General features: G+C 39.0%; 19 protein-coding genes. 3 read left to right on the top strand and 16 right to left on the bottom strand.

Annotated features, from left to right (window positions below; translation table 11 throughout):
- Positions 1 to 27: 27 nt before the first annotated feature.
- The 13 genes from PSH48_RS05850 to PSH48_RS05910 form a co-directional block, all read right to left on the bottom strand.
- A complete protein-coding gene (locus PSH48_RS05850; RefSeq protein ID WP_029774497.1) occupies positions 28 to 540 on the bottom strand; it encodes a DUF2878 domain-containing protein in 513 nt (170 codons plus the stop codon).
- Positions 515 to 1,777, bottom strand: coding sequence for an SAM-dependent methyltransferase (locus PSH48_RS05855; RefSeq protein WP_138611300.1), 1,263 nt, complete (start codon positions 1,775 to 1,777; stop codon positions 515 to 517). The genes PSH48_RS05850 and PSH48_RS05855 overlap by 26 nt, the downstream gene beginning before the upstream one ends.
- A gap of 53 nt (positions 1,778 to 1,830) precedes the next feature.
- Positions 1,831 to 2,568, bottom strand: coding sequence for a DUF1365 domain-containing protein (locus tag PSH48_RS05860; protein ID WP_054981923.1), 738 nt, complete (start codon positions 2,566 to 2,568; stop codon positions 1,831 to 1,833).
- The gene (locus tag PSH48_RS05865; RefSeq protein ID WP_273611105.1) at positions 2,561 to 3,817 is read right to left on the bottom strand and encodes an NAD(P)/FAD-dependent oxidoreductase; all 1,257 of its coding nucleotides are present in this window, start codon (positions 3,815 to 3,817) and stop codon (positions 2,561 to 2,563) included. The genes PSH48_RS05860 and PSH48_RS05865 overlap by 8 nt, the downstream gene beginning before the upstream one ends.
- Entirely contained in the window at positions 3,814 to 4,524 is a 711-nt protein-coding gene (locus PSH48_RS05870; protein ID WP_004586411.1) for an SDR family NAD(P)-dependent oxidoreductase, read from the bottom strand. The genes PSH48_RS05865 and PSH48_RS05870 overlap by 4 nt, the downstream gene beginning before the upstream one ends.
- Before the next feature lie 2 nt (positions 4,525 to 4,526).
- A complete protein-coding gene (locus PSH48_RS05875) occupies positions 4,527 to 4,955 on the bottom strand; it encodes a nuclear transport factor 2 family protein (protein ID WP_024031753.1) in 429 nt (142 codons plus the stop codon).
- 1 nt (position 4,956) lies between these two features.
- Complete coding sequence (gene phrB / locus PSH48_RS05880; protein WP_273611106.1) at positions 4,957 to 6,348, bottom strand: deoxyribodipyrimidine photo-lyase; 1,392 nt, start codon at positions 6,346 to 6,348, stop codon at positions 4,957 to 4,959.
- Positions 6,348 to 7,301 carry a YbgA family protein gene (locus PSH48_RS05885; protein ID WP_055254114.1) on the bottom strand — a complete coding sequence of 318 codons (954 nt, stop codon included), beginning with the start codon at positions 7,299 to 7,301 and terminating at the stop codon, positions 6,348 to 6,350. Before PSH48_RS05885 ends, phrB begins: the two co-directional genes overlap by 1 nt.
- 8 nt (positions 7,302 to 7,309) lie before the next feature.
- Entirely contained in the window at positions 7,310 to 7,990 is a 681-nt protein-coding gene (locus tag PSH48_RS05890) for a ChrR family anti-sigma-E factor (RefSeq protein WP_273611107.1), read from the bottom strand.
- Positions 7,983 to 8,606, bottom strand: coding sequence for a sigma-70 family RNA polymerase sigma factor (locus PSH48_RS05895; RefSeq protein ID WP_273611108.1), 624 nt, complete (start codon positions 8,604 to 8,606; stop codon positions 7,983 to 7,985). The genes PSH48_RS05890 and PSH48_RS05895 overlap by 8 nt, the downstream gene beginning before the upstream one ends.
- A gap of 69 nt (positions 8,607 to 8,675) precedes the next feature.
- On the bottom strand, positions 8,676 to 9,257 hold the full coding sequence (locus PSH48_RS05900; RefSeq protein WP_004586417.1) for an LON peptidase substrate-binding domain-containing protein: 582 nt from the start codon (positions 9,255 to 9,257) through the stop codon (positions 8,676 to 8,678).
- Positions 9,258 to 9,480: 223 nt separating this feature from the next.
- Positions 9,481 to 9,759, bottom strand: a complete 279-nt coding sequence (locus tag PSH48_RS05905) for a hypothetical protein (protein ID WP_054981918.1) — start codon at positions 9,757 to 9,759, stop codon at positions 9,481 to 9,483.
- A 225-nt stretch (positions 9,760 to 9,984) separates the two neighbouring features.
- On the bottom strand, positions 9,985 to 10,344 hold the full coding sequence (locus tag PSH48_RS05910) for a hypothetical protein (protein ID WP_273611109.1): 360 nt from the start codon (positions 10,342 to 10,344) through the stop codon (positions 9,985 to 9,987).
- Positions 10,345 to 10,511: 167 nt separating this feature from the next.
- Between PSH48_RS05910 and trhA the strand changes: the two genes are divergently transcribed.
- Both trhA and PSH48_RS05920 read left to right on the top strand, forming a co-directional pair.
- Positions 10,512 to 11,141: a PAQR family membrane homeostasis protein TrhA gene (trhA, locus tag PSH48_RS05915; protein WP_055254106.1), complete on the top strand. Its 630-nt coding sequence runs from the start codon at positions 10,512 to 10,514 to the stop codon at positions 11,139 to 11,141.
- A gap of 598 nt (positions 11,142 to 11,739) precedes the next feature.
- Positions 11,740 to 12,639 carry an SDR family oxidoreductase gene (locus tag PSH48_RS05920; RefSeq protein ID WP_138577225.1) on the top strand — a complete coding sequence of 300 codons (900 nt, stop codon included), beginning with the start codon at positions 11,740 to 11,742 and terminating at the stop codon, positions 12,637 to 12,639.
- A gap of 271 nt (positions 12,640 to 12,910) precedes the next feature.
- On the opposite strand, the gene PSH48_RS05925 is transcribed toward PSH48_RS05920, so the two are convergent.
- The 3 genes from PSH48_RS05925 to PSH48_RS05935 all read right to left on the bottom strand — a co-directional run bounded on the left by PSH48_RS05925 (position 12,911) and on the right by PSH48_RS05935 (position 15,205).
- A complete protein-coding gene (locus tag PSH48_RS05925; protein ID WP_264389886.1) occupies positions 12,911 to 13,462 on the bottom strand; it encodes a diguanylate cyclase in 552 nt (183 codons plus the stop codon).
- Positions 13,463 to 14,007: 545 nt separating this feature from the next.
- Positions 14,008 to 14,319 carry an MGMT family protein gene (locus PSH48_RS05930; protein WP_273611110.1) on the bottom strand — a complete coding sequence of 104 codons (312 nt, stop codon included), beginning with the start codon at positions 14,317 to 14,319 and terminating at the stop codon, positions 14,008 to 14,010.
- The gene (locus PSH48_RS05935) at positions 14,309 to 15,205 is read right to left on the bottom strand and encodes a LysR family transcriptional regulator (protein ID WP_138577231.1); all 897 of its coding nucleotides are present in this window, start codon (positions 15,203 to 15,205) and stop codon (positions 14,309 to 14,311) included. Before PSH48_RS05935 ends, PSH48_RS05930 begins: the two co-directional genes overlap by 11 nt.
- A gap of 123 nt (positions 15,206 to 15,328) precedes the next feature.
- Here PSH48_RS05935 and PSH48_RS05940 point away from each other — a divergent pair, with 123 nt between their 5' ends.
- Positions 15,329 to 16,411, top strand: coding sequence for an efflux RND transporter periplasmic adaptor subunit (locus PSH48_RS05940; protein WP_024031767.1), 1,083 nt, complete (start codon positions 15,329 to 15,331; stop codon positions 16,409 to 16,411).

The following is a 16,411-nucleotide window of genomic DNA, read 5'->3' on the forward strand; positions in this document are numbered from 1 at the left end:
TTGCGGTGATATTCATACAAGCTCCTGTTATTGCTTGCTAAAATTTATAATCGCTTTAATTTTTTGGTTAATAATAAGAATTAATGTAAAGGCAGCAGCCCACAGTGCGCCGTACAGAAGCCAAAACATCCACACAGGTGAATAAATACTAAGCACGCCAAATTGAGCGCCTGAATAATAACTAATTGGCGCAAAGGCTAAGCACACTAAATAGGCTTGCCAAAGTTTTAGGTTAGTAATAAACGCCATTGATGTGTTTAAGCAAAGCAATAATGCTGCCCATAGCAAGGCTAACCAAAGCGGAAAAGGGGATACTTTAAATTCCAAAAGGTTTAGCTGCACAGCAAGGTATTCACATAACAGCGCAATTGGTAAAGCTTTGACTAAAAGCAACGCGTCGAGCTTATGCTGCTTTGATAAAACAAACATAAGCACAACAATACCAGAGGTGTATAAAACAGATTGAGCTTCTAAAAACAGTGATAAAAACCACACTGTTTGAAAAAGCACAAAATTAATAATTAAGGGCAACTTCGTCATTTTGACTAGTAAAACGTGGTTTACGCGCCGTTAAATGAACGGTACTGGTTGCTCGCGTTCTAAAAGCGCCTTCGCAATAAGCAAAGTAAAATAACCATAATCTGTAAAAACGCTCATCAAACTTGTCACTGTCTAGGGTGTGCCAGTTATCAATAAAGCGTGTGCGCCAATCGGCTAGTGTTCTAGCATAATGCGCGCCTATGTCGCTTACAGTATGAATAACCATATCGGTATTGTTCTTAATTTGCTCGCTCATCTCATTAATTGAAGGCAAACAACCACCGGGGAAAATATACTGCTGAATAAAGTCAGAGTTTTTTAAATAATGTTGATAACGTTGATCGCCAATAGTGATCGCTTGGATAAGCATTGCACCGTCTTCTTTAAGCAAGCTATTACATTGCTTAAAAAAGCTTGGTAGGTATTCATGCCCTACTGCTTCTATCATCTCTATTGATACAAGCTTGTCGTATTGCCCTTCTAATAAACGGTAATCAAGCTTGAGCAAAGTTATATTATTTTCAAGTCCTAACTGTTTAACCTTGTTTTCAACATAGGCGTATTGCTCATCAGAAATCGTTGTTGTGGTCACATGGCAGTTGTAATGTGTGGCTGCGTAAATCGCAAACGCCCCCCAGCCTGTGCCAATTTCAATAACTGAATCGCCTTCGTTTATCTCTACCTGCTCACAAATTTGTTTAAGCTTGTTTTGTTGAGCATCCTCAAGAGAGGCGTCTTTTGATGGATAAACAGCGCAGGAGTAGAGCATTTCCTCGCTTAAAAATGACTCGTATAAATCGTTACCTAAATCGTAATGTGCAACGATATTCTTTTTCGACCCAGATTCTGAGTTGCTGTTTTTAAGATGGTTAAAACGGTGGGCTAAGCCACTAAAAAACGAGAATTTTTTTTCAAAAGCATCTAGTTGTTTTTGGTTAATGGCAAAAATTTCGATGAGTTTGGTCAAGTTATCACACGACCATTGCCCAAGAACGTAAGACTCACCTGCACCCACACTGCCAGATAGCGCAAATGCTTTATACATGGCAGTGTCGTTAACGGTAATAGTGGTTTTTAAGTCTGAATGTTGTTGACCAAATACTGTTGAGCGACTGTTCTCAACTAACACTATTTGGCCTGTTTCAATACTTGCAAAGGCTTTGGTGACTAGCTTTTTATATAAGTTTGTAAACCAACCTGTTTGCTCTTGGCAGTTTATACTCGAGACTTTTTCCATCTTAAACCCTTTATAATTGTATCGCTACCCGCAACTAAGCCTGTTTAACTATACTAAGGTTTTCCTGAATGACCTAAAAAAGGAACCCTTTTAATAAACAACTTAAGTGCTTGCACATAAATACCTTTGAAAATAGACAAAGTCATCGCAGGAAATTTTTTTAATAATTTATTAACTTCTTGCTTCGTTAACTGACTTCGCTTTAATCGTAAAGACGCGTCGAATAACAACTCATCCCCACGTTTATTTTCTATATGAATTAATGTGTTATCGGCTGTATGTTGTACCTGCCAATGGTAGTCCATATCTAAATTCATAAAGGGTGATACGGAGAAAGCCTTCTTAAAGTTCACTTTTTTTTGTAAGGGCACCAAATAATAATGGCGCTCATTCCACGGCGTATTGCTTACCTCAGCCACCATATATTTAAAGTTATCGGTGCTATTACCGTAAAAGTAAAAATTTACAGGGCTGAAATAAATGCCCATACACCTAAGTTGGCCAAGCATATAAATATGCGAAAACGTCTCTTTAACGCCTAGTTTTTCTATTTGGCACTGTGCACGTTCAATAATACTTAATGGCTCTGAGTTTGGCAGTGTGTTTAAATAATCGGCTTGATTAAAACGCAGTGCTTTAAACCCAAAAGTACCTAACATAGGGTGAATGTTATTAAGCAATAACGGATTTTTTAAATCTACCCACATCATATAAAGCGGGTATTTAAACTGATGGTTTTTTACCGCAAAGCGCCTGTGCCTTACATCGCCTAAGTATACAGCGCTATTCAAATTCAACACCTAATTGCTTAGCCACATCTACCCCACTGCGAACACCATCTTCATGAAAACCGTTATACCAATAAGCACCACAAAAATAGCTATTATTTTGGCCATCAACAGTGTGCTTGAGTTTTTGTGCGGCAATGGATGATTCGTTAAAAACAGGGTGATGATAAGTAAACTCACGTAATATATTTGCTTTGTTAATCCCTTCTAAGTGATTAAGGGTTACACAAAATTGTGTATCTGAGTCAATACCTTGCAGTATATTCATTTGGTATGTAACAACCGCTGCTTTGTCGGTGTTTTCGTTTAGTAAGTAATTCCAGCTAGCCCAGGCGGCTTTTCTATCTGGCAGTAAACTGGTATCTGTATGCAATACTACCGAATTTTCGGTATAAGGAATTGCACCTAATACAGCCTGTTCTTGCTCAGTAGCATCACCAAGTAATGCAAGGGCTTGATCTGAGTGACACGCAAATACCACTTTATCAAATTCAGCTTGTTCGCCATTTTCAAGGGTAATAATTACTTTATTATCTACACGCGTAACCGTCTCAATGTCGGTATTTAGTTTTATCCGCTCTGCAAAACCTTTAATAAGCGGCTTAATGTATTGCTTAGACCCACCAGGGATTACATACCACTGCGGCCTGTTTGTAACATCAAGTAAGCCATGGTTGTAAAAAAAGTTTACAAAAAACTCAACCCCTACATTTTGCATCTCTTTGATGCTGGTTGACCAAATTGCCGCCCCCATAGGTAAAATGTAATGGTATTTAAAAAAGTCATTAAAGCCGTGCGTATCTAATAACTGACCCAGCGTTTGATCTTTAGGGTAGTTTTGCTCGCTGTGCATTGCTTTACATAATTTATTAAACTTAACTATATCGCTTAACAAGCGCCAAAACTTAGGCCTAAATATATTTCTTTTTTGAGCAAATAAGCTGGTAAAGGTGTGTCCGTTGTATTCAAAACCACTTGCTTGATTATGAACACTAAAGCTCATTTGTGTTTCTTGTCTGTCTACGCCAATGCGCGCGAGTAGTTTTTCAAAGTACGGGTAAGTGCGGTCATTAAATACGATAAAGCCCGTGTCTATTGCGCGTTTAACCCCAGCATCAGATATCTCTACTGTCGCGGTATGACCACCAATGTAATCGTTTTTTTCAAATACAGTAATATCGTAATGCTTATGCAGTAAATGAGCACAGGTTAAACCCGATACGCCAGAACCTATTATTGCTATTTTTTTCAACGGGCTAATCCTTTTGCTAAACGTAACCAAAGTGGTAACGGTAAAATACGTAATGCTTTTAAAATAAGCGTAAACCGATAAGGAAAATGAACTTCTTTACGGCGTTTATTGATCCCCTTAATCATATAATCGGCGGCCTCTGTTGCAGTAACAGCCATAGGCATTGGAAAATCGTTTTTATCAGTAAGGGGGGTTTTAACAAAACCAGGGTGCACTAACGTAACATCAACATCGTTTAAGTCGATTGCTAAGCTTTTCGCTAAATAGCTTACCCCGGCTTTAGATGCGCCATAAGCCTCAGAGCGTGGCAGAGGTAAATACGTAACGCTTGAGCTAACAAGTACAAGTTGTCCGCCAGCACTAATTTTTGGTAATAGTGCCTCTAGGCAGTAGCCCATTGCCAGCAGGTTTACTGAAATAACTCGCTCAAACAAAGCGCTGTCAAAGTTACGGGCATCATCTACATACTCACAGTTACCAGCGTTAAGAATAACCTTATCAAAAGCACTAAACCCAAGGGTTGCTTGCTTTATGTCTTTGAGGTCTGTGGCATCAAACTGACACGCTTTAATATTGGTGTGTTTTTCAAGCTCAGCTAACTTTTCAAGGTTTCTACCGCAAGCGATTACCGTGTTGCCTTGCTGAGCGTACTTTATTGCAAGCTGCTCGCCAATACCTGAGGTTGCACCTGTAATTAAAATATTCATCGCTACCCTGCTCGTTTATCTATGTAATTTATAACGCCACCCAAAATGGGAATATGCTTGTATAGCATTTCACCGACATTAAAATAGTCGCGGTGGTTAATAATTTTACCTTCTTTAAAAACCAGCTTACTGTGCCCTTCTACCGATATAGTTTTGCCAGAAGCCAGTTTTGGGTGGGCGTAATGCATAGTCCAATACAAAAATGCTTTGTCATCACGCTCGTAGGTGTCGCTAATATCAAACTGACAATGCTTAACATTACTATATAGATTAGAAAAATATCGGGTAAGCTCGCTTAGCCCGTGTATTTCGTGCATTGGGTCTTTAAATTTAATTTGCTCGCTGTAAATATCATTAAGCAAATGCAAGTTTGATTTATCGAGTTGTTGATATATTTCTACAAATTTTGCTACCGGTAATGCTGTTTCCATATCACCCCTTAAATGCAGCTATTGCACGCTCGCGAGCTGCTTTATGATCTACGATTGCCGGCCAGTAACATTGCTTATCAGCCCCTATTGACGCTAAATATGCATGAGGAAAATGAATATGTTTATCTGACACTTTTTCAAGCTCTGGTAAATATTTACGTATAAATTTACCATTAGGATCAAAGCGCTCACTTTGAGTGATAGGATTAAATACGCGAAAATAAGGCTGCGCGTCACAGCCAGTGCTTGCAGCCCACTGCCAACCGCCATTATTAGAGGCTAAATCGCCATCAATAAGGTGCTGCATAAAAAACTGCTCGCCTTCACGCCAATCAATTAATAAATGTTTGGTCAAAAAGCTGGCGACCACCATTCTTAAACGGTTATGCATCCAGCCGGTTTGAACTAACTGTCTCATCGCTGCATCAACGAGTGGGTAACCTGTTTTCCCCTCGCACCAGGCTTTAAACTCAGCCTCGTTTTTACGCCATTTAACGCCATTGTACTTTTCGTTAAAGTTATCACCACGAGAAAGCTTAGGAAATTGCGCAATTAAATGACGATAAAATTCGCGCCAAATAAGCTCGTTTACCCAAGTAAAAGTTTTACTTTTAGATGTTGTTAAAATATCTGGGTAGCGGTTTTGAATATTAACCAGTAACTGCTTAGGGCTTATAATACCCAGAGCTAGATAAGGGCTTAAACCCGATGTGCCTTTAATGCTGGGTATATCACGATGATCGTCGTAGCTACTTAATTTGTCGCAAATAAAATTATCAACAATGGTTGCTAAGCTTTCATCATCAACTGGCCATTTTTCTGAGCTGCCATCACTTTTAATTGCCTGTGCGTTGTTATTTATCGGCTGTTTTTTTAAAGGCCACGGTAATAAGCTAAAGTGAGTATCTTGGTGTTGTTTAAGCCACTGTTTTTTAAATGGCGTAAACACTTTGTACATTTCGTTACTTTGGTTTTTAACACTGCCTACAGGCGCTATTACATCTCCCTCATAGAGGGTAAACGTAATATTTTTATCATCACACTTTGCAAGTATTTGCGCATCACGATTTACTTCATTTAACTCATACTCTTTATTGGCAATTATATGTTCTACCTTATGTTTATCACAAAATGATAAAAGCGCACTTTCACAATCGTCAAAGTAAGGGGCATCAATAATATGCAGCTCTATTGCGTACTGCGCTAGCTGCTCGCGTATATAATTGAGGCGTCTTTTTAGTAAATCTATTTGAATGGGAGCGGCGTTGTGTCGTTGCCATTGCTTTTCGCAGATAAAAAAAATGGCCTGTTTAGCGCCATTATTTAGCGCTTCAATAAGCGCTTCGTTAGAAAAAAGGCGCAAATCGCGCCTAAACCAAAAAAGTGTATTCATTATATGCCGTAACGTAATTTTAGTTCATTAGGGTAAGGATTAAAAAACACCTGCTTTTCTAGGTATTCATTAGGGTGTACTTTCAGATGGTGTTTTAACAAAGTAAGCGGTACGTACAAAGGCACTAAACCTTGACGGTATTCGTCGATGGCATCGCGTAGCTCTTGCTTTTCAACCTTAGATAAGTCTTTTTTAAAGTAGCCCTGCAAGTGCATTAACGTGTTGCAGTTATTCCTGCGTGATGCAGGCTTTTTAAGGCCGTTCATTAACCCAAGAATGTACTCATCTGCTAAAGCGTTAATATCATCACCATTATAAGTACCAAGTAAATTACCTAAGTCGCGGTAAGCTTGATAATTATGAGCCATTAATAAGTACTTATATTGTGAATGAAACTGGGTAAGCTTATGCACTGTGAGCGGCTCAGAAGCTAATAACTGCCACTGTTTGTAAGCGTACACGCGCATTACAAAGTTTTCGCGTAAATGCATGTCGTTTAAGCGGCCGTTTTCTTCACATGGCAGTAATGGATTGTGCTTCATTATTTGCTCAGCAAAAAAACCAACGCCTTCTGAGGTATTGCCGGTGCCCGCTTCGTTATAAATTTTAATTCTTTCCATACCGCAGCTTGGGCTTTTCGCACAAAAAACAAAACCACTTAGGTTTTTAGCTTGCTCTGTGGCTACTTTTTTACCGTATTCAGTTAGCTTAGGCCCAACATCGCCAGTGCCATCTGGGCGACATACTTTTATTGTATCGCCTACGCGTACTTGGCGTATGGTTGGCCTAGGAATAGGTAACCCTACGGCTACCTCTGGGCAAAAACGCGTGTACTCTACATGTTTTCCAAGTTCATCCATACAAAAGTTAGACTTTTTATGGCCTGTATCAAAACGTACTTTTTCGCCTGCTAAGCAGGCGCTAATACCTATTTTTATTGTGTCTGTTTGCATAAATTCTCTTAATAAATCAAGTTACCTATAGGATTAAGTAACTTACTGAGCCCTTTATTAAAATGTAGCGCACTACTGACTACTGTAAAGCATAAACAGCCATCTTTTGTAAGTGGGGTGTGCTGATGAGAGCCATCTTGCCAAATAAAGTCTCCTGGCACGTAACTGCCCTCTTCATCACTAAATTCACCATCAAGTAGCAATGTTACTTCAAAACCAGTATGAGTATGCTCGGGGATTTCGCCCCCTGCGCCAATATGTAAAAGGCTTGAGCGCAATGGGCCATCATCAATAGCAACGCGAGAGCGAGCAAGCTTACCCACTTGCGTAAAACGCCCATGCGAAATACGTGTTAAGGCGCGTGGTAATTCGTAGTTATGCTCATTAACTTGTACGGTTACCGGCTCAACTTCGTAAACTTCATCAATGCTAGCATCGGCGGTTATCAAATCTAGCAGGTCAGCGTCAAAATCTGGCGCTTGTAAATCATTATTTAAATTTAATGTATCAGGGGCGTATGGCGGCTCGCTAAATACATCCTTTGCATTAGCGGCTTCAAGTTTTGCCACTTTTGCTTGGCAAACTGGGCACATATCAACGTGTATAGATACCGCAACGCTTAACGATGCAGGTAACTGCGCTGAACAATATTGTGCTAGTAAAGATTCACTAGGGTGATGTTTAATCATGCTGATCTCCCATTTCATTACGTAATTTTTGCAAGGCTAAACGCAATCGTGATTTTACCGTGCCTACAGGAATATTTAATTGTTGAGCAAGTTGCTCTTGCGACATATCTTGGAAATAAACGCCTCGGACGACCTCTCGCTGTGCGGTTGGTAGTTTGTCTAGGTAACGTTTAACTTGTTGATCTTCCAAGTGGTCGCTAAATTCAAGTGTTGTATCTTGAGATTCGTTAATAAGTGGCCAAATATCTTCGCTTATATTTTCTTCTTTATTACTTTTCATTTTACGAAGCATATCAAATGAGGCATTACGCATTACGGTATATACCCAAGTCGTCGCAGCCCCTTTATCGCTGTGATACAAATGCGCTTTACGCCACACTGAGGTTAATGTTTCTTGTACAAGCTCCATAGCTTGTGCCTCAGAGCCAAATTGCTTAATTCCAAAGCGTTTGATTTTTGGCGAAAAGTATTCAAATAAGTAAGCAAACGCTCTTTTGTCTCGCGAAGTAGCTACATCAAGCAGAGCTTGCATAAGCTCTGCACTTGGCGTTTCTGGCATGGCAGTATATTTACCTGTATTAGGTTCACAACGTGGTGAGGGTTGTTGACTTACCATAATAATTAATCCCGTGTATGCTTTTGTATATATCTATACGCCAAGCAATTAAACGCAGATCACATTATTTTAGGCAAATTCATTGTTAATCACAGTATGGAGGAAGTTTAGTAAGTTAGCAAAGTTACTTTCGAACGCAAGTTGCTGTTTTTTATCGATAGATATAGGTAACAGTTCAAGCCAGCGCGCAGCTACCCAGGCTAAATTATCAAACTTGGTTTGCCTATATAAACTAGAAAGCTCTTTATTGTTTAAAAATATGTCCTGCAAAGAATCAGACAAGCGTTGATTATCAGCCGAAATTTCACTGTGTGAGTCATTGTACCAATACGGCGTATTGCAATCGCTTAATAAGCCATGGCGCAATTCACTTTCATCTTGGTATACGTCATTTATTTGTACGCTTTTAGCAGCGTACACATCAATAAGTAGCATATTGCTAGGGTCTTGATCAAAGTCGATAATATCGACCAAACAGCCCTGAGCGCTAATATTAAATGGCGTGTCGTGCTGGTAGGTGCACAGTACAAAACCGACATTATTTTGTAGTGCGGTTTTTACCATGTTTAAATACCTAGGCTCAAATATACGTAAACGCGTATAGCCTTCTGGTAACACAAATATTGGTAATGGGAAAATCGCACGTTTCATAAAGTCTACTTCTTTAAATTACACTGCCTTTATTTACGTGCGCTTTTACTAAGTCGATCAGCTTACTCAAATCGAATTATTTACCTATAAATTAAAAGTTGATCCAACTTCCCATACTTTTTATTACTTGAACCATATAGTAAACACTAATCATGCTTACAACAGGCGCCAACATAAGTGCAAATAATCCTAATTCGTTACTCATCGTCTTATCCTTTTACACTTATTTAGCTTTAATTTGCGTAGTTACCGGCATTGTAGACTGCGTGGTAACGTCAGCTTGTTCTTGCGCTTGATTTACAAATTGCTCAAGTACTGCCTGGGCATCAAAACTAAGGCTCTGCGAAATTGATTGCTCAAGCTCTGCCGTTGCTTGATTAATATAGCTTGTTACGTTTTGCGTTATAATATCAGTTACATCTAGGTCCACTTCACTCGCATGTACTTGCGAAGAACCTAATACTAATAAACTTGCCATAGCGATTTTAATTGAATGTTTCATAATGGTATTCCTTGTTGTGTATATTGTTTAGACGCAATAACATAATCAAGGGTTGTGCCAACAGAAAAATAAAAATTAAATCATTGATATTTAAAGACTATATCAAAATACATATAGCAACGCAGCATTCAGGCTTGGTTAATTTAACTAACCTTTTTAATTTTTTGACTAACTATTAGTAAATATTTTTAGTTCACTATTTGCAGTTTAAAACAACGACTACCATTACTTTTTATTTTGTGTATCGGGTTTAACTTTTTTACCTAACCGATAAGCATCAACCATACTTAGTAACCAAATGACCACCATTAAAGGAAGATATTTATATTCCCCAAGCTGAGCACATTCACCTGATGGATTACGGGCGGCTTGTAAAATGCCTGAAGCCGTCATCGGAATTTTACCTGCTAAAATTTCATTTGCGCTACATTGCGCTATAGCCAAAATATCACCTAATGTCATAAACAAAAGTAGCGTAAATACACCTGCAAAAATACAGCCTATTAAATGCCTTTTAAGCGAAAAATGCCCTGCCCCAGGATACACAATGGCAGTAAGTAAAACGGCTTTGAGCTCTTTTTTCATGATAAACGTGCCTTAATTAATTGAGACTATACGACCACACTATACCCGATTAATTCCCTTTAAAATCAATAAAAGTACGGTGACTAATTTACAGTAACAATGCTGACATTGAAACATTGAGCGTACACCTGTACACTCAAGTTTAATTAATAAGTGGTAGGACTAGTATGACTATAGGTGCACCCTATTCTCGCAAAGAAGAAAAACTCAATGTATTAAGCCATGCACTGGGAATATTTTTTGCTGTGTTTGTAATGTGGGATTTATTTAAACAAGCCACCAGCGTAAAAGCTTATATTAGCACCGCTGTATATGGGGCTAGTTTATTTGTATTGTTTTTATCATCCACACTTTATCACGCCAGTGTACAGCCCAAATTACGCGCTTTTTATAAAAAGTGCGATCACTGCGCTATTTACGTATTAATAGCGGGTACGTACACCCCATTTTTATTGCTATCTCTAAATGGATTGTGGTCTTGGGGGACACTGAGTTTTATTTGGGCAGTCGCGCTTGGTGGCGTTGCTTATAAAGTGCTGGTTAAAAATGGTAATAAAAAAGTCTCGCTGGCTACCTACTTACTTATGGGCTGGTTTGCCCTTGCGATTGTATACCCACTTTATTTAAATATTGATGTAAAAGCACTGTACTGGTTACTGGCCGGTGGCATTTTTTATAGCTTAGGAACATTATTTTATAGCGCTAAAAGCACTCAATTTAGCCACGCAATTTGGCACCTCTTTGTAATAGCTGGGTGTGTGTGCCACTACATTTCAATTACTAATTACGTGTATTAATGCATGTAATTAGTAATTTTACGCTACGTACATAAACCGCATTAATTTGGCTACCCTTCTACATAAAAGCGCGTTTTAGCCCAGGTGATATCACCTGGGCCTTAATTAAAAACGCTGTAATTTACCGCTTTGACTATAAGCCTATCACTTTACCTTACTCGCCTAGTTAACTAGCTCGATAAACAGCGTGTAACATTTTCGGTACTCTTATCCATTTTTTACCCATTTTATTCACTTACTCTTTTCCTAATTTAAAATAAATGCATTAAAATAAGTGACATAGCATCATATTTTGAATGTAACGCTATGGCATATCTATTGCTCCTTCAATATAAATGGTCAGTAAAACCTTGGCCGAGCAAATACGTTAAAGGAGATACAAAGTGGGCGCATTACAAGCTGACTCTATAAGTGAGGCAAGTGCTAGATTAGTAAGTTGCTACTTATACTCAATATTTTTCAACCACACTCACTTTTACGTCTATTCCCGCCAAGCAAAGAGGTAGGTAACTCGCATTGCTGCGTTATATGCCATTAGGCTCTTTGTGATTACATGCAGTTAATCCAACTTAAACTTTACGTTAAAGGAGACGTTGATATGCCAACTAACCAATTTACGATGCAAGACCCTAGAAGCCAATATCAAATGGGTCGGACCGAAAAAGACAGTGATCAACCAGACCCTGGCCTAGATGAAATTTTAAAACCTAAAGCAGATCACGGCGAAGATACCTATGTAGGTAGCGACAGATTAAAGGGTCGCAAGGCGTTGATCACCGGGGGCGACTCGGGCATTGGCAGAGCGGTTGCCATTGCATTTGCCAGAGAAGGTGCCGATGTGGTTATTAATTACTTAGCCAGCGAAGAAGCCGATGCGAAAGAAACACTCGATATATTAAAAGCCAGTGGTAACAAAGCATGGGGAATTGCAGGCGATATCTCTGATGAGAGTTTTTGTAACGACCTTGTGGCGCAAAGCGTTGAAAACTTAGGCTCAATCGACATATTAGTGAATAATGCGGGTAAGCAACAGTTTGTTGCAGAGTTAGACGATTTATCTACCGAGCAATTTTGCCAAACATATGCAACAAATGTATTTGCTATGTTTTGGATAACAAAAGCGGCGGTAAAACATATGCCACCGGGCGCTAGTATTATTAATACAACCTCTATCCAATGTTATCAACCCTCTGCTGGGCTTCTTGATTACGCATCGACTAAGGGCGCAATTACAAGCTTTACTAAAAGTTTAGCAAAAATGGTGATTGATAAAGGCATTCGGGTTAATGGGGTTGCTCCTGGGCCAATTTGGACCCCGCTTCAACAAAGTGGTGGCCAACCGGCTAAAAAACTACCTGAATTTGGTGATAACGTACCATTAGGTAGACCAGGTCAGCCTGCTGAACTAGCACCCACCTATGTATACTTAGCATCGCAAGAGTCAAGTTACATTACCGCTGAAATAATGGGTGTTACAGGTGGGCAGCATCTACCTTAATCATGCTGGTTCACTCATATTAGTTAATTTCAGCTTATTGATTTTATAAAATAATAGCGGCGTATATACGCCGCTATTTTTACCTAGCCTTTTTCAATTATACCTAAATAAGCCCCACTAAGTATTAGTGAGGCTCTGGTTAACAATACATTAGACAGCATCTTAGCTTGGTACTAAAACCTGTGCTCATACAGCACTATTTAGCTCAGTGTGAGCAAGAGTGCGCCGAGTTAGACACGCATAAATTAACTGCATAAATAACTTAAGCCGATTAAGTGTTATCTTTTTTAGCACGTATACCGCGAATGAACTCTTCTAAATAAGGCGTAAATTCTAGCGCAAGTGCTATAAATAGCACCGTTGCCAAGTAAGTTATTGGTAAAGGAGAGGCTTTTAATTGCAGCGTAAAGTCAGGAGGAAAGCCGCCTGGAGTAAATAAAGCGGTAAATTGCTCCCAATGGCGCGCAATAATTAATACCAAAGCTAACAGGGGTATCATTTCTAAAAAACTGTGTATATGTTGCTCTACCGGCCCTACCCTTCGCTTACTTACTGCATAAGTTACATCCCACATTGCTGTAAGCTCATGCAGAAAAAACAACACAATACAAATGGCAATAATCAAACTATTAACTTCAAATATTAAAACGAGGATTAACGGAATGCCCACTTCGGCAAACATTAATAAATGAATAAATGACTCTTTAGCACCGCTGGTTGTAGAAATATTACTACGTCGATGACAAAACCAATCAGCAATGCCAGCAGCAAGCCACACAGGGATCACAAAATACATCAAAATCAATAAAGTTGGGTCAGTCATAGTTTGTTAGTCCTTAATATTTGGTTTTAATAACCCTCATGCTTAAAACTAAATATTTACACTTCATCAGCTTCTTCATTTATCACTAGCGATGTGAAAAAACGTATTTTTCAAATAATTTATCAGTCACTTTTAAGATGGCTTGAGGATTACTTACGTTTTCACCTTAATGTAAATGAGATACCATTTTTAAACGCGCCCTTGAGCGAGCATTTGGTATGCTCAATATCTATTTACAACTAATAAGTAGTTCAAGTGTTATGCCAAATCTCGACGCTTAATTGATTTAATGCCATTTTAGCTAATAGGTAGGTGTAGAGGTGTTTTTACTTTGCCGTATATATTGTTATTGTGTAAAAAATAGAAAATATATCGCTTTTCATTGTAAGTTTTTCATTCACAAAGCTAAATAAGTAGGTTGTGGTAAAGGTAAAACTACAAGCTGAAAAACCCTATTTGTTGTAGATTTACGCTAGTTAAAAAAAAGTAAGCCGCACACTTGTAATAAAGCAGCCTTTAAAAGCTCTTTTACGATAATACGTTCACTACTGCCATCTACACTCGCGCATATTTACTTTGTCGTTTTTAAAGCTAACCCCTTCTAATAATAGCTTTTGGCGCTGCTCTTGGTATTTATCACTGCCTGTAGGAAATGATATTTTACCTTGGCTGTTTACTACTCTGTGCCACGGTATAACAGAATCATCTGGCATTTGCTTTAATAAGCGCCCTACCAAGCGTGAATTTTGCGGATAACCGGCAAGCGTTGCTACTTGCCCGTAACTTGCTACAAAACCTGCAGGTATATTTGCAATAATGGTGTAGATGAGGGTTTCTTTATCAATATTATCGGTCATTAACGTACGCCTCACTGAGTACTTTAAATTGCTCCCAAATAGAGCGCGCAACAGGGCCATGGTGTATTGCATCACGCCTAAATGCACGTACTTCTATACCAAACTCATCTTCTCTGTCGTTTATCTGTATTTGCTGTAACAGCCCGGCTTCTATTTCAGGGGCGCAATAGTCTATGTTCATCATTGCCCAGCCGGCACCAGCAAGCAAAAACGACTTTAAATTGGTTACATCGTCAATCTTCATTAAGGCAGAGCCTTTTGAGTAAGAAAGCTTGTCGCTGTCTATGCTTAAGTCACTTTCAAACATGGCCAAACACGGGTAATTTTGTAGCTCGTTAAAGGTCATGTACTTAGGAAACGTATTAGTAGATGCAATAATTCCAATATTTAATTTACCAATTGGTAGGCTCTCTAAGTGCCCTGTTGCATGAAATAAGTCAAACCAAGGGCCTATGCCTAACTCCACTTGCCCACTATTTACTTGCTCTAAAGAGACAAAGCGTTTGCCACTGGTTAAATTAAACTCTGTACGCTTAAATAGTCTAAAAGTATTACTTATGATCTCGTTATAACTGTCTTTTTGACAAATTTGCTCGTAGCAAATTCGATATTGTGGCTCGTTACCCAGTGCAAGCTCTTTAGCAAGCTGCGCTAGCTCATCATTTGCATGCAATAATTGTTGTGCTTCGCGATGAAAAACACGCCCTTTTTCAGTTAACTGTAATCGGTACTTACTTCTATCGAGTAGTTCAAAGCCAATTTTTGCCTCTAAGTTTTTAATTGCTAAGGTAAGCGCAGGCTGAGTTTTATGTAATTTAAGCGCCGCGCCACTTAAACTTGCACTTTGTACAATGGCATCTAAAATTTGTAATTGATTCAGCTTCATACTGCGCTCAACATGATCATAAATAAAACTTATTATGTTTCTAAAATTTAATGAATTTTATTTTATATGGTTGCGGCGTATCCTGCACTTAATTATTTTGCCTATCATTGCCACGGAGAAGACATGAAACTCTTTCGTCTATGTATACTTACTACGACTTTACTTACCTTAATGGCCTGCTCAGAGCCAGAAAAGCAAGTAAAAGAAGAGCCCATTAGGCCTGTAAAGTTATTCAATATAGGACATGATTCGCAAACAAATGTGCGCAGTTTTCCTGCTGAAGTGGTTGCTAACCAAGGCTCGTACTTAGCATTTAGAGTCAATGGTGAACTGGTAGAGTTTCCGGTATTGGCAGGTGAAGAAGTTGAAAAAGGACAACTTTTAGCAAAGCTTGACCCAGAAGACTTTCAATTACAATACGATGATAGAAAAGCCCGTTATGAGCTTGCTAAATCACAACTTAGCCGCATTGAACAATTACTTGAAAAAAGAATCGCGAGTCAATCAGAGTACGATGAAGCATTAGCCAATATGCAAGTGGCAGAGTCTGCCTTTAAAATTGCCGAAACCAACCTAGAATACAGCGAACTGCGCGCCCCATTTGCAGGGACTGTAGCCAAAGTATTTGTTAAAAACTTTGAAAACATTCAAGCCAAGCAAAACATTTTACGCCTAGAAACCCGCGATTTAATGGATGTAGAAATCCAAGTTCCTGAAAAAATAATAGCGCGCATTAAAAAAGGCAGCGACTACCACCCTACCGTTGTGTTTGACGGTTATGATAATAAAGAGTACACCCTTGATTTAAAAGAGTGGGATACGCAGGCCGATCCTACTACGCTCACCTACAAAGTTGTTTTTTCGCTGCCAGTACCTAAAGACTTTAACCTACTTGCAGGGATGACGGGCCGTGTATTTATCGATTTATCAAAAGTAACCAGCTCGCAAGTGGCTTATACTATTTTACCGGTAGAGTCGGTTTTTTCTGAAGCTAAAGAAAGCGTGTCGGATAACGCCTATGTGTGGATATATAACCCAGAAACCGGTGTTGTTAATAAACAAGCCGTTAAAGTGGGCCAAGTACACCGTGACGGAATTGAAGTGCTAAGCGGTATTAAAGAAGGCCAAATTGTCGTCTCCGCTGGCGTGCACTCATTAGATGAAGGCATGAAAGTACGTCCATGGAATAAAGAGCGAGGCTTATAA

It is taken from the genome of Pseudoalteromonas sp. Angola-4 (genome assembly GCF_028599265.1).
Lineage (GTDB): Bacteria > Pseudomonadota > Gammaproteobacteria > Enterobacterales > Alteromonadaceae > Pseudoalteromonas > Pseudoalteromonas atlantica.